The sequence below is a fragment of the Pluralibacter gergoviae ATCC 33028 = NBRC 105706 genome (assembly GCF_001598855.1).
Classification (GTDB): domain Bacteria; phylum Pseudomonadota; class Gammaproteobacteria; order Enterobacterales; family Enterobacteriaceae; genus Pluralibacter; species Pluralibacter gergoviae.
In genome coordinates, this window is sequence record NZ_BCZS01000023.1 from 60,347 (window position 1) to 74,257 (window position 13,911).

Sequence of the window (13,911 nt, forward strand, 5' to 3'; positions counted from 1 at the left end):
GCTTCAGCGCCCCCGCTGGCAACGGGGTCGCAAGGTAAATTTTATTCCGCGGCCGGATCTGCCCGCTGCGCCTCGACCAGCGCCCGGTAGCGGCCGCCGGCTCTCGCCATCAGCGTCGGGTGAGAGCCAAGCTCGACGCAGCGCCCTTCGTCGATAAAAGCAATCTGGTCCGCCGCACGAATGGTCGACAGCCGGTGGGCGACAATAACCACCGTTTTGTCCACCACCAGCGCCTCGATGGCCTGCTGGACGTAGTACTCCGCTTCGCTGTCCAGCGAGGCGGTCGGCTCATCGAGCAGGACTACCGGCGCGTCCTTGAGAATGGCCCGCGCGATGGCGATACGCTGGCGCTCGCCGCCGGAGAGCGCGCTGCCCGCCTCGCCCGCCGGGGTGTCGTAGCCCAGCGCAAAGCGCGCAATCACGTGATGGACGTGGGCGCGCCGGGCGGCGTCCTCTATCTCTTCCCGGCTGGCCCCGGGCCTGCCGAGGGCGATATTGGCGGCGAGCGTATCATCCATCAGCCAGACGTCCTGAAACACCACCGAGACGTGGCGCAGCAGTGTCTCCGGCTGCATGTGCCGCAGGTCGGCATCGCCGAGCAGAATGCGTCCCTGCTGCGGGTCGGCGAAGCGGCTCATCAGCCGGGTCAGCGTGGTTTTACCGCCCCCGGAGGGCCCCACCAGCGCGGTTAAGGAGCGTTCGGGGATCGCCAGCGACAGGCCGCTGACCACCGCGCGGGATTGCCCCTGATAGCGAAACGAGACGTTCTCCAGCCGCAGGCCGAAGTGGCGGGGCCGCTGGTACGGGGTATCGGTCAGCAGATCCGGTTCCGCCAGCAGGGCATTGACCCGCCCCAGCGCCGCGTCCGCCAGTTCGAACAGCCGCAGCATCGACATGCCGAGCGTCAGCGGCTCCGCCATCTGCGCCAGCAGCGCCACCAGGCACAGCAGCGAGGCCAGCGGCAGCTCTCCGCCGGCAAACAGCCAGATCCCCAGTCCGGCGGCGGCCACCAGCGTCAGTTGGGCCCGCAGCTGGGCCTGAGCAATGCGGCGAACGGTATCGCCGCTGGCGTGCTGGGCCCGGTGCTGGCGGTCGAAAACGCCGCGCAGACAGGGGGCATCCACCCCGGCGCGCCCGGTGGCGCGCAGCATCGCCTGGCCCTGCACGTACTCGACAATCGCCGCGCTGGCGTCGGCGTCGGCGGCATCGATGCGCTGAAAATCGGCGCCGGCGGCGCGGCGGGCGCGCAGCAGGCAGGGCGCGGCCCAGGCGGCGCCGAGCAGCAGCAGAACGCCCGGCCGCCAGTCGAGGGCGAATACCACCCCCAGCAGCAGACCGGGCACCACCGCCAGCTGCACCGCCAGCGTCGCCAGCGACGAAATGGCGGTGGCGGCGAAGGTGACGTTATTGCCGAGCACCGTCGCCAGATCGCCGCTTTTGCGCCGCGCCAGCTGCTCCAGCGGCATACAGCGCAGGCGGCCGGCGAGCCGCAGGCGCATCGCCCCGGTGACGCGGTGCCAGTAGCGGTAAACGAACTCGCCTTCCACCCAGCGCAGGATGCCCTCCAGCACAATCAGCGCCGCGAGCAGTCCCAGCCAGCCGGCCAGCGCGGCGCGGCGCAGCGGACCATCCGCCAGGGCGATATTGAGCAGCGGCAGGGTGATGGCCCACGCCAGCGCCTGAACAACCGATGCCGCCGCCGCCAGCAGCAGCGTGCGGCGAAACGGCCCGGCGTACTCCCCGGCCACCGCAATCATCATCCGGTAGATGCGCATCATTGATCGCGCTCCCGGCATTGGTCACGCTCCCGGCGCAGGGTCCAGCGGCGGGTCTGCCGGTAGTGCTGCCACAGCCGGGCGTAGCGCCCCTCCTGCGCCAGCAGGTCGGCGTGCCGCCCCTGCTCGACGATGCGCCCCGCGTCCATCACCACAATAAGGTCGGCATCGACTACCGCATGCAGGCGGTGGGCAATCACGATCTGCGTGGTATGCGGCGCGAGCTGCGCCAGCGCCCGCTGAACAAGCCGGTCGCTGTGGGCGTCAAGATAGGAGGTTGCCTCGTCCATAATCAGCAGCGGGGCGTTCGCCAGCAGCGCGCGGGCTAAGGTGATGCGCTGGCGCTGGCCGCCGGAGAGCGAGCCGCCGCGCTCGCTGACGGCGGTCTGCAGGCCGTCCGGCAGCGCGTCGATAATCGCCGTCACGCCGCAGGCGTCCATCACCGCCCGCAGCTCGGCGTCGCTCGCGTCGGGGCGGGCCAGGCGCAGGTTCTCCTCCAGGGTGCCGCTTATCAGAAACGGCTCCTGCAGCACCAGCGCCATCTGCCGCAGCAGGGCGTCGCTGCGCATGCCGCGGATATCGCAGCCGCCGAGGGTGATGCGTCCGGCGCTGACGTCGTAGAAACGCGGAATAAGACGCGCCAGCGTGGACTTGCCGGAGCCGGAGGCGCCGACGATGGCGCAGCGGGCGCCCGGCGCCAGGCTGAGGGTAATGTCGCTCAGCGCCGGGGCCGTCCGCCCGGGATAGCAGAAGCTGACGTTCTCCAGCCGCAGAGCGTGCCCCTGCGGCTGCTGCGGGATCTCCGGCTCCGGCAGCGCGGGCTGCGCCAGCACTTCACGGATGCGGCGCGACGCCGCCCCGGCGTCGCTGAGGTAGTTTGCAAGATGCATCAGCGGCTCCAGGGCCTTCACCGGCAGCGTGCCGATGGTCATAGCCAGCAGCCACTCGGCGAGGGTCACCTGGCCCGCGGCGTACAGGACGCAGCCGGCGGCGAGTATCGCCCCGGCGGTAGGCAGCGCCGCCCCCGCCGCGCGGTTGATTTTCCACGGCAGACGGCTGGCCGCCATCCACGCTTCCACCGCGTCGGTGAACTGGTTCAGGCGGCCGGTAAAGCGCCGCCAGCCCGCCTCGCCGTTATCGAAGGTGCGCATCACCGCCATGCCCTGCACCAGCTCGATCACCCCGGCGTTGACCGCCTCCCCGGCCTCGCTGTAGCGGGCCCGCTGCTGCGGCTGCTGGCGGGCCATCAGCGCCATGCAGGCGACGCTCACCGGCAGCATCACCAGCGCGGCCAGCGCCAGCCGCCACTGCACCAGCGCCAGCAGCAGCAGGGCCGCCAGCGGCTGGCTGAGGCCGGCGCCGATAAACGGCACCGCGTCGGCTACCGCAATGTGCAGGGCCTTAACGTCGTCCTGCAGGATCTTGCGCACCCGGCCGCTGCCCCAGCCCTGCACCACGCCCAGCGGCAGGCGGGCAAGATGGTCGATAAGCCGCTCGCGCAGGGCCACCTCCAGCCGGTAGCTGGCGGCGTGCGCCCGCGCCTCCGCCTGCTGGCGCAGAAAAAAGGCCAGCAGCAGCGCGCCGACGCTGGCCGCCAGCGCCAGCAGCACCGGCTGGGACAGCTGCGCCACCTGCAGCAGCGGCGCGACCGCCGCCGCCAGCAGCGCCATTCCCGCCACGTTGAGCGCGCCCGCCGCGCCGCCGCAGGCCAGCGCCAGATTGAGCATCCGCGCCACGGCGGGCTCCTGCGCGACTAAAATGCCCGGTTCGCCCAGCAGCTTCATTGCAGCCCCTCGTTGATTAACGCCGCCACGCGCCCGGCGTGATCGGCCTCAATGCAGCTGAAGTGGTTGCCGGCAATCGGCGTCACCGCCACCTCGCCGAGGCACGCCTCGCGCCAGAACGCGAGGGTATTGTCGTCCATGCCCGGCGCGAAACCGGAGCCCTCCGTCGGCAGCAGGAAGCGGATATCGCCGAAGTACGCCTCGGGCGTAAAGTGCGCCGCGCGGAAGCTCTGGCGAAACACCCGGAACAGCCCCAGCGCCATCTCGCCGGGCATCTGCTGCCCGGCCCGCCCCGCCGCTGCCGCATACTGCGCGAAGCGCGCCTCTATCGGCAGGGCCGCCAGGCGGCGGAAGAAGTTGCCCGCCTCGCCCGGCAGCTGCGCCAGCGCCCCGTCGGGCACCCGCCCGCCGTGCTGCGCCAGCGCCTGCATAAAGCCGCCCACCAGCGCGTCGCCGTTCACCTCGCCAAAACCCGCTTCGCTGAGGGTGATGTGCAAATTGGGGATAAACAGCGCTTCGATCATCAGGTCGTCCTGCACCTCAAACAGCACCGGATGGCTGCTGATCAGCACCAGATCGTCGACCTGGGCCCCCTGCTCGCTCAGGCGGCGGGCCACTTCCACGGCGAACAGGCCGCCGAGGCAGTAGCCGATCAGCTGAAAGCGGCGCTGGCCGGTGGCCAGCAGGCGGCGGGCGTAGTCGTCTGCCATCTGCTCCACCGCCCGCTGCGGCGCCAGCCCGCAGTAAATGTCGGTGTCGGCAATGACGATGCCGATCAGCGGGCCGCGCGGGCGGGTGTCCAGCTCGGCGAGCAGCGGCCGGAAGCAGTCCATCGTGCCGAGTCCGGCGTGGAACACCACCCGCAGCGGCCCCGCTTCACCGCCGCCGAAAGGCAGCAGGATGCCGTTGCTGCCCGGTGCCCGGCCGGATATCGCCTCATCGGCCGCGCTCTGCGGCAGTTCGGCGCTCGCCTGCGGCCTGCCGCCGCGCAGGGCCCCGGCCAGGGCGCGTACCGTCGGGCCGTTGAGCAGATGGCGCAGCAGGGTATCGAAGGAGATATCGCCCATCTGCCACGGCTCGTCGGCCAGCGCCTGGCGCAGCCTGCCCGCCATGCGGGCCATGATCAGCGAGTCTGCCCCCAGATCGTAAACATCCTGATCCGGGCCGATGCCGGCCACGCCCAGCGCCTCGGCCCAGTAGTCGGCGATCAGCCGCTGGAGCGGATCGTCGCAGCTCCGCGCGCCCTGCTCCTGTACCACCTCTTCCGGTGGTTCGACCCACCACTGCGCCGCCGTCCGCCGGTCCAGCTTAGCGTTGGCGGTCAACGGCAGCACGGGCACGGTCTGGATCTGCGCCGGGATCATCCACGCCGGCAGCCGCTCGCGCAGCGCGCTCGCCAGCGCGTCGGCGTCCAGCGCCGCGCGGTCGCGCTTGATCTGCTGGGCCAGCAGGTGGAAGCCCTGCTGCGCCAGCGGATGATCCGCCTGCGGCAGCGCCAGCACCGGCGCGTCGTTGACCGCCTGGAGCAGCGCCCGCCACTCCGCAAGGCCAAGATAGCTCGCCTCCCGGCGCGCGTCGTCCTCCGGCGGGGTCATCATGAAGCCCTGCGAGGCCATGATCCACGGGCACTCGCGGGTGGGTTCGGTGAGCACCACCCAGCCCTGCGGGGCGGTCAGCAGGCGGATGTTCTCCAGCGCCCGGCGCTGGTCGCGGGCGTTCTCCAGCACCCCGGCCGCCAGCACCACGTCGTAGCGCTCCGGCAGGAAGCCCTGGGCGCGGACGTCATTATCAATGTCCAGCAGGCCGAAGCGCATTCCCGGACGGCCGCCGTAGCGGGCGCGGGCCTCCGGCAGGAAGAAGGGCGCGATATCGGTGAAGTGGTACTCCACCGGGCGGTCGCCGAGGGCCGCCAGCACCGACTCGCTGGTGCCGCCGCTGCCGGCGCCGATCTCGAGGATGCGCAGCGGCCGCCCGCTCTCCGGCAGCCCGGCAATCAGGGCGCTGACCGCGCCGTTCAGGTAGTGGGCCATCGCGTTCTCGCGGTACAGGGCGCGCACGAAGGTCAGCGCCCCCTGCGGGAACAGCAGGCTCCGGGCATCCGCCCGGCCCTCCAGCAGGGCGTTGAGGTTATCGAAACTGCTGCGGAGATAGTCGAGAAACGCCGGCCCCTCCAGCAGCGGCCGCCACAGTTCGACCACGTTCTGCCACTCAACGCGCCGCTGCGGCCCGGCGGCGGCGATCATTGCCCGCCAGCGGCGCACCAGCCAGCGCAGGCGCGGCAGGACGGCGTCATCGCCGCCGTCCGCGTAGCGGGCCAGGGCGTCGGCCATCGCCCGCAGCGCAAAGGCGTCGAGAGCGGTCATCGCATTATGCAGCTGCGCCGCCGTCACCTGCCGGGTCAGGCAGCGGGTGGCGTCGTCAACGGCGGCTACCGCGCTGCTGTAGTCTGCGTCCTGCGCCGTCTGCCGCGCGGCGCTCACCAGCGCCAGCAGCCGGCGCTGGCTGCCTTCGCCGCAGGGCACCACCAGCGCGGCATCGACGCCCGGCAGCGCGCACAGCGCCGCCTCAATCTCGCCGGGCTCAATGCGGTGGCCCTTGATTTTGAGCTGGTTGTCGGCGCGGCCGAGAAACTCCAGCTCGCCGTCCGGCAGGTAGCGGCCCCGGTCGCCGGTGCGGTAGAGCCGCCGCCCGTCGCCGGGGGCGGTGATGAAGTGGCGGGCGCTCTTCTCAGGGTCGTTGAGATAGCCCTGGGCCAGCCCCGCGCCGCCGATGTACAATTCGCCGGCGACCCACGCCGGGCAGTCGCGCCCACCCGCATCGCACACGCGGAAAAACTGATTAGCGAGCGGCAGGCCGTAGGGCACGCTGCGCCAGCGCGGATCGCGCCCCCGCCAGCAGTGGTAGTTAGACCAGATGGCCGCCTCGGTGGCGCCGCCCAGCGCCACCAGCTGCAGCTGCGGCAGGCGCTCGCCCAGCTGTTCGGCCAGGGCCAGCGGCACCCAGTCGCCGGAGAGCAGCGCCAGGCGCAGCGTTTTAAGCTGCCGTTCGGGTTCGCTCATCAGCCAGCCGTGCAGCATCTGCATCAGGGCCGGGACGCTGTTCCACAGCGTCACCCCGTGGGCATCAATGCACGCCGCCCAGTGGGACGGATCGGTCAGCCGGTCGCTGCGGGGATAGATCAGCGCCCCGCCCGCGCCGAGCGGACCAAACAGGTCATATACCGCCAGGTCAAAGCCGAGCTGCGCCAGGGCCAGCGCGCGGTCATCGGCGGTGACGGCAAAGCGGCGGTTAATATCCTCCACGGTGTTGCGCGCCGCCCGGTGCCCGACCACCACGCCCTTCGGCTGCCCGCTGGAGCCGGAGGTATAGATAACGTAGGCGGCATCGTCGTTCGCCGGCTGCCACGGCGCCGCCAGCGGCGGCCGGGCCGCCGGGATATCGAGGTCGATGCGCAGCGCCGGATCGATATCCGCGACGCCGCGGCTGGTCAGTACCGCGCGGACGTCGGCATCGGCGAAAATCTGCCGGCGGCGCAGCGGCGGCTGGCTGAGATCGACCGGCACCCAGACCGCGCCGGCGGCCATCGCCCCCAGCACCGCCTGCGCCTGCAGGACACCCTTCTCCAGTACGATGGCCACCCGCTCGCCGGGCCGCACGCCGCGCGACTGCAGGCGACCGGCGACGGCGAGCGCGGCGTCGGCCAGCTCGCCGTAGCTCATCTGCTGGGCGGCATCGGCCACCGCCAGCGCCTGCGGCGTCCGGCGGGCCTGGTCAAAGAACGGCAGGTGCAGGCCGCCCTCCGGCAGCGACGCGGCGGTATTATTCACCGCGCAGCGCATCTCCTGCTGCCAGCCCGGCAGGGCAACCTCCGCCTGCGCCTGCCAGATACCTTCCTCCCCGGCAAGGGCGTCAATCAGCTGCGCAAAGGCGGCAAACAGATCGTCCACCATCCCCGGCGGGAAGACGCCGTCGCGCACGTCCCAGTTGACCTGCAGGCCGTCGGCGCTGTCCATCGCCTGGCAGTCGATAAATACCTGCGGCGTCTGGGTGATGCCGCGCCCGTCGAGCTTGCCCTGCAGCGCGGCGTCGTCAGTCTGCGGCACCAGGCCGATGGCGCTGGTAAAGACGTAGGGCATCAGGGCATAGTCGCGGCCCCTGAGGCGGGCCAGATCGCGCATCACCTCCACGCCGGAGCAGAGGCGGTGGTCGAGATCGTCAAACAGCCGGCGGCCGACGGCGGCGGCGCGGCTGGCCCAGCTTTCGCCGCGCTGCAGGTCCACTTCCAGCAGGCTGACGGCAGTAAAGTCGCCCACCAGCAGCCCCACCTGCGGGTGCAGCGGCTGGCGGTTAAGCACGGTAAGGTTGAGACAGAAGTGCGGCGAGGCCGCCCAGCGTTCGAGCACGCTGGCGTAGGCCGTCAGCACCGCCGCGGTAGGGGTAACGCCCAGCTGCTGCGCCCGCTGCTTCAGGCGCTGCCAGCGTTCGGCAGGCAGCTGCAGGAAGCGGCGGGTAAAGCGCGCCGGAGCCGCTGCGGATCCCTCGTCCATCTGCGGCAGCTGCGGGGCGGCGGGCAGGGTTTCCAGCCGCTGCTGCCACCAGTCGCGGTCGCGCTGCGCCGCCGGGGAGTCCTCCAGCCCGCGCTGGGCGAGAAGGTAGTCGCGAAACTGAATGTCCGGCACCGGCAGCGGCGCATCCGGGCGCCGGTAGAGGGCCTCAAACTCGCCGAGCAGCAGCCAGATGCTGGCCCAGTCGGCGATCAGGAAGTCCATCGACAGGTGCAGGACGCTTTTGTCCGCCAGCTGCGACAGCCGCAGGCCGAACAGCGGCCAGCTATCCGGGCGGTAGCGCCGGTGGCCCATCTCGTCGCGCGCGGCGTCCAGCAGCGCCGCCTCGCCGGAGGCCGCCGGGATAGCAAGCGGCGGCACCTCGGGCAGCACCCGCTGGCTGCCCGCCTCGTCGAACACCGCCCGCAGCATGTCGTGGCGGGCGATCAGCGCGTTCCAGGCATCGGTCACCCGCTGCGGCGCCAGCGGCGGGTAGCTGACTTCCAGATAGACGTGGCAGGCAACGCCGCCGTAGCCGAAGGCGTCGCTGCGCCCTATCAGATAGGCGCCCTGCACCGGGCTCAGCGGGAAGGGCCGATAGCGCTCGTCGGCATTGGCCCGCAGCTCGCCCTGCTGCTCCGCCTGCAGCAGCGCGAGGATCGCCGCCTTGTGCAGCTTCAGCGCAGCCAGATCCTCTGCGCTCACTGCCCCCTGCGGGGCGCGGTAATTAAGTTTGCCCGCCTCGTCCCACAGCCGGGCACCCCTGGCCCGCAGGCGCTTAAGTAGATCTCCGGCAGTCTGCTGCTGGGTCATGCGAAATCCTCCCCGCCCGCGCCGGGCGCGGGCGTAATGTTGACGTTGAAGCGTAAGCGGTTATCGGGATCGAGGCGCTGCTTGAGCGCCTGCAGGCGCCCCCAGCCGGGGCCGTAGGCGGCCCTGGCCCAGCGCTCTTCATGGTCCGGCAGCAGGTTGGCATAGGGACCGCAGCTTACCGCCTGCAGCATTTGCCACGCCTCCACCGCCGGGGCCAGCATCAGCGGGTTGTCCGCCGCGCCGTACCACTGGGCGCAGACCTCGACGAACCAGCGGGCCTGTCGGTAAGGCCAGGCAGTTTCGCCGGCGGGCGCCCGGGCAATGGCGCCGCCGAGGGCGCCGAAGACCAGCGAAAAATTGGGCCCGGCGCGGTCGAACAGCGCCAGCAGCCCGTCGAGGGTGGCGTCGTCGAGGTCGGGCAGCAGTTCGCCGCGGTTATAGACGTGCTGACGCTGAAAGTCCGGCGCCGAAGGCAGCAGCCGCTGGTAGTCCACATAGGCCATCGGCGCGAGGGTGTCGCACAGCGCGCCCTCGCGCAGCGGGCCGAGCACCTCCCCCGCCCGTTCGGGCGCGCCGAACCAGGTGGGGATCAGCATAATGCCGCGTTCGAAGTGCAGCGCCTCCGGCAGAAACGGCAGCGGCGGCGCGGTCCAGACGAGGGCGATAAGCGAAGCCTCATCCGGGGCCTGCGCCAGCCACGCCCGGGCGCGGCGCAGTACCGCCGGAATGGCCGCGGCGGGCCAGGCGACCACCCCGGCCACCACGCCGTCCACCGGATGCAGGCGGAAGGTAAAGCGCGAGACAACGCCGAAGTTGCCCCCGGCGCCGCGCAGGCCCCACAGCAGCCCGGGATCGCTGTCGGCGCTCACCTCCAGCACGTCGCCGGCGACCGTCACCAGCTCACAGGCGGCGAGGTTATCGCTGGTGAGGCCAAACTGGCGCGACAGGTCGCCGACGCCGCCGCCGAGGGTGTGCCCGGCAATGCCGATCGCGGGATTGCGCGGGCCGGGCACCGCCAGGCCGTGGGCCTGAGCGGCAGCGTCCAGCTCGCCCCAGGTCACGCCCGGCGCAACGTGGGCCAGCCGCCGCCCGGCGTCAATCGCAATGGCCTTCATCAGCGACAGATCGAGCAGCAGCCCGCCGTCGCAGGTACCGTACCCGGCTACGTGGGCCCCGCCGCCGCGCAGGGCGACCGGCAGGTCATGTTCCCCGGCCAGCCGCAGCCCCTGCTGAATATCGCTGACGCCGCGGGCGCGGATGATGGCCGCCGGGGTGCGGTCCACCCGGGCATTGCGCACCCGGCGGGCGGCATCAAAGCCGGGGTCGCCGGGCAGCAGCAGATCGCCCGTAAGCGACGGGCGCAGGTGGCAAAAAAGGTCGTTCATCATGGCTCCTGAGTTATGCTGAACAGACGGCGGATAAAGCGTGAGGTTTGCGGCAGCGCCCGCCACCCCGCCAGCGTCACGCCAAGGCTTCGCTCGCCGATGTGCGTTTTCAGCCAGGCATCCTCCGGCAGCAGCTGCCCGAGGGCGGCGTGCGCGGTAGCCGGCAGATGAAGATCGACCCGCGCCACCGAGCGCGCGCCGTTGGCGTGCCGCACCCGTTCGGGCCGCTGCGGCGGGTGGTAGTGGGAGACGATAAACGGCAGCTGACGCTCGCCCGCGGTCATAAAGCGGTAGCGGACGCGTCCGCCCCCGGCGCTGTTACGGCTGCCGTTAATAATGCGCGACGCTCCCGGCGCCAGCGCGCGCAGGCGGCGATGAATATCATCGAGGTGCAGCGGATCGTCCGGCCGGTAGCCGCGCGGCTCCAGCGCCACGTCGCACCAGCCCTCCCCGGCTCCGGCCCAGAAGGCCAGCCGCCGCCCGGCGCTGCGGCCAAAGCGCAGGCCGAAGGGCAGACTCAGCGGGCGGCACCAGCCGGGCAGTTCGAAGAACTCAAGAAACGGCCCCTGCTCGAACCACACCAGGGCGTTGTGCGCCCCGCCGCGCTGCACGCTGAACCCCGCCAGCTCGAGATCGCGCACGCAGTCGTCAATGCGCCTGACCTTGCAGAGAATATGGCTACAGCGCAGCATCCGGCGGCCTCCTGACGATAAACAGCCGCTGGCCGAGCGGCGCGAGCAGGTGCCCCTCATCGGGCAGAGAGGCGACCACCTCCAGCCCGGCGCGGCGGAACAGATCCCGCCACTGGGCGACGGTGAGAAAGCGCAGGCCGCTGCGCCGCCGGTCGTCCTGCGGCGGCGGCATCATAAAGGCCTGGGAGATAAGAATTTCCAGATGCTCGCGGGTCGGTTCGCTGACCAGCATGTGGCCGCCGGGGGCCAGCGCCTGCGCCAGCCCGCGCACGGTCTGCTCGCTGTCGCGGGCGTTGTTGAGCACCCCGGCCATCACCAGCAGATCCTGCGAGCCGGGGGCGATGCCCTGCGCCTGCGGCGGCCGGTCGATGTCTAGCAGGGCGGTCGAGATCCACTCCAGGCCGGCGTAGCGCCGCCGGGCATTAATAAGGAAGAAATTCGACACGTCGCTGAAGGTCCACGCCAGCGGCGGGGCGTCGCCGTAGCGCGGGCGCAGCAGCTCGCGCACCCGCTCGGTAGTGGCGCCGGTCCCGGCGCCGACCTCCAGCACCCGCAGCGGCGGCGCGCCGTCCGCAAGGCGGTCGAGGATCCAGTCGCCGATCAGCGTATTGAGATAGCGGGCGGTGATGGTGTGCTGGTACACCGCCTCGGCCACGTCACTGCGCCCTTCGGGAAACAGCAGCAGCGCGGCCTGCTGTTCGCCGCGCATCAGCGGCCCCAGCAGGCGGGCATTGTCCCACAGGTAGTCGATAAACGCCGCGGCGCCGAGCCGGTTGTCCCACGCCCGGTGCACCGCCCGCCAGCGGGCGTCGAGGTCCGACCGCGCCAGCGGAGCGGCGCTGAAGTAGCAGCCGCCGCGCAGAGTCAGGCGTCCGGCATCCGCCAGCAGCGCCAGCCAGCGGGCGATCAGCGGCCGGTGCTGCGCGGCAACCCGCAGCTGCGCCGTCAGGGCGGGCAGCTCCCAGCCCCGGTCGGGGTCGAGCAGCGCCCCGCCCTCCTGCAGGCTAAACAGCATCGCATCGAGGCAGGCGTCGTCCATCGCCGCGACGAACGCCCTTACCTCCTGCGCCCCGATGTCGGCGATCAACGTTTCCGCCCGGGCACAGAAATCGGGCAGCGCCGCCGCCGGGGCCGCCGGCCGCCGGGTTTCCGGCAGCAGGGTGCGGGCCAGCGGCCGGAAGGCCTGGCCGGGAACCAGGCGCGGATAGCCGATAGCCCGGGTCAGCGCCTGCCAGGCCTGGCAGCGGGCGAGCAGCGCCTGGGGCTGCCAGGCGGGCGCGTCCGGCGCCTGAAGGGACTCCGCCAGCGCCAGCAGATCGGCGGCAATCGCTTCCGGCCAGCGCTCCGCCAGCGCCGTGCGCCAGCTGTCGCACAGCGGTTCGCCGAGCGCGGCGCTGGTCTCTTCCAGCAGGTGCGCCGCGTCGGCGCCGCTGAAGTCGCGCCCCTGCTTGACGCCTTCCGGGACGTGCAGGCGCGGGCTCCAGATAACCGGTCCGTGGGTATCGGTCAGCGACAGCCGCCCGGCGGGAAAGCCTAACGTAATCTGGTGCAATAGCTGGAAGTGGTTATCGGGATCGTCGGGATCGACCTCGTTGTGCACCCGCAGGGTCAGCGGGATCCCGGCAAGGCTGCCCTGCACCGTCTGCCAGGGCGCGCCCGGCGGCTGTTCCGCCGCCGCGAACTGCCAGGGCCGCAGCGCCCCGAGGCTCTCCTCCAGCATGGCGATCAGCGGGAAGGCCACCTGGCCTGCGCAGGCGGCATCAATATACTGCGGCGCCTGACGGCGCAGCAGCCGCCGGGCGGCATCGCTGAACTGGCGTACCGCGAGCAGATGGGGATAGAGATTGCCCACCCGGAAGTGGACGCCGCAGCGGCGGGCGCAGCGCAGATTCGCGGCCACTTCGTCATGGTGCAGGGGCTGCTCCTGAATAACGTGGATCCCCTTCGCCATCAGCGCCTGCGCCAGGGCGCTGCCCTCGCCGCCCAGCACCGAAGCGCGGAGCACCACGCAGGCGATGTCGATATCGTCCGGCAGCGCATCTGGCGACGTCCACAGCGGAATGCCGTGGCGTTCGGCGCACGCCCGGCTGCGGGCGCTGCCGCCGGCCAGCAGCCCGGCGACGGTAAAGCGCTGCGGGTAGCGGGCCAGCGCCGCCAGCCAGAACTGGCCGAAGGTTGAACCGCACACTATCACCTTTAGCGGCGTCATAGCGCACCTCCCGAGGTCTCGCGCAGGTCATCAACGCCGGCATTAAACACCTCAAGCTCAACGCCGCTGGGCAGGTGGCGCAGCAGCCGGATCAGCTCGTCGGCGGGCACCTGCTCCGCCGCCAGGCCCACCGTCGGCGCCGCCTCGGTCAGCCACAGGGCGCAGGCCGCCGCGCAGGCGGCGGTAAGGTGAGCAACGCCCGGCGCGGTGAGCCGCAGGGTGACGGCTGCGGGCGCGCCGTCGCGCAGTCCGTCAAGCTGAATCAGGAACTGCGCCTGCGGCCTGCGGCCGGCGACGTCGAGCGCCGAGCCGGCCACGATGGCATCAACGGCCTGCGCCCCGGGCAGGGCGCGGGCCTGCTCCAGCGCCCTGACGAGGTGCTGCCCCTCCAGCGCCAGCCAGCAGCGGCTCTCGTCAACGCCGAGGCGGGCGGCCACGTAGCGGGTTTCCCGGTCGCTAAAGGGCTGCAGGGTCAGCGGGCGCGGAAAAAAGGGCAGCGCCGCGCCGCGCAGGGGCGGCCCGCCGCTGCCGCTCTGCAGAACGCCGTCGAGATAGTCTTCTGCCCCGGCGGCGGTAAAGCCGTCGAGTATTCCAAACCAGCAGTGCAGCCGCTGCGGCTTCGGTATGCTATCCGCCAGCCACAGCGGCAGCGCCCCGGAGAGGCCCGGCAGCGCCCCGGCGGCGAACAGCGCCCGGGCGCCCGCCGGCC

At 71.6% G+C, this 13,911-nt stretch carries 7 protein-coding genes; all 7 read right to left on the reverse strand.

Going from position 1 to position 13,911, the window contains the following annotated elements; genetic code table 11:
• Positions 1-41: 41 nt before the first annotated feature.
• Positions 42-1,778 carry an ABC transporter ATP-binding protein gene (locus ENGE1_RS19640; protein WP_048252814.1) on the reverse strand — a complete coding sequence of 579 codons (1,737 nt, stop codon included), beginning with the start codon at positions 1,776-1,778 and terminating at the stop codon, positions 42-44.
• Positions 1,775-3,559 carry an ABC transporter ATP-binding protein gene (locus tag ENGE1_RS19645; RefSeq protein ID WP_048273045.1) on the reverse strand — a complete coding sequence of 595 codons (1,785 nt, stop codon included), beginning with the start codon at positions 3,557-3,559 and terminating at the stop codon, positions 1,775-1,777. The genes ENGE1_RS19640 and ENGE1_RS19645 overlap by 4 nt, the downstream gene beginning before the upstream one ends.
• Complete coding sequence (locus ENGE1_RS19650) at positions 3,556-8,916, reverse strand: non-ribosomal peptide synthetase (RefSeq protein WP_048252813.1); 5,361 nt, start codon at positions 8,914-8,916, stop codon at positions 3,556-3,558. The genes ENGE1_RS19645 and ENGE1_RS19650 overlap by 4 nt, the downstream gene beginning before the upstream one ends.
• Positions 8,913-10,301, reverse strand: coding sequence for an FAD-binding oxidoreductase (locus ENGE1_RS19655; protein ID WP_199885302.1), 1,389 nt, complete (start codon positions 10,299-10,301; stop codon positions 8,913-8,915). The genes ENGE1_RS19650 and ENGE1_RS19655 overlap by 4 nt, the downstream gene beginning before the upstream one ends.
• The gene (locus ENGE1_RS19660) at positions 10,301-10,993 is read right to left on the reverse strand and encodes a VOC family protein (RefSeq protein ID WP_053075556.1); all 693 of its coding nucleotides are present in this window, start codon (positions 10,991-10,993) and stop codon (positions 10,301-10,303) included. The genes ENGE1_RS19655 and ENGE1_RS19660 overlap by 1 nt, the downstream gene beginning before the upstream one ends.
• On the reverse strand, positions 10,980-13,202 hold the full coding sequence (locus ENGE1_RS19665; protein ID WP_048252811.1) for a bifunctional Gfo/Idh/MocA family oxidoreductase/class I SAM-dependent methyltransferase: 2,223 nt from the start codon (positions 13,200-13,202) through the stop codon (positions 10,980-10,982). Before ENGE1_RS19665 ends, ENGE1_RS19660 begins: the two co-directional genes overlap by 14 nt.
• Positions 13,199-13,911 (reverse strand): hypothetical protein (locus ENGE1_RS28830; RefSeq protein ID WP_218016960.1); only part of this gene is annotated, 713 nt, incomplete at its 5' end. The genes ENGE1_RS28830 and ENGE1_RS19665, both read right to left, overlap by 4 nt.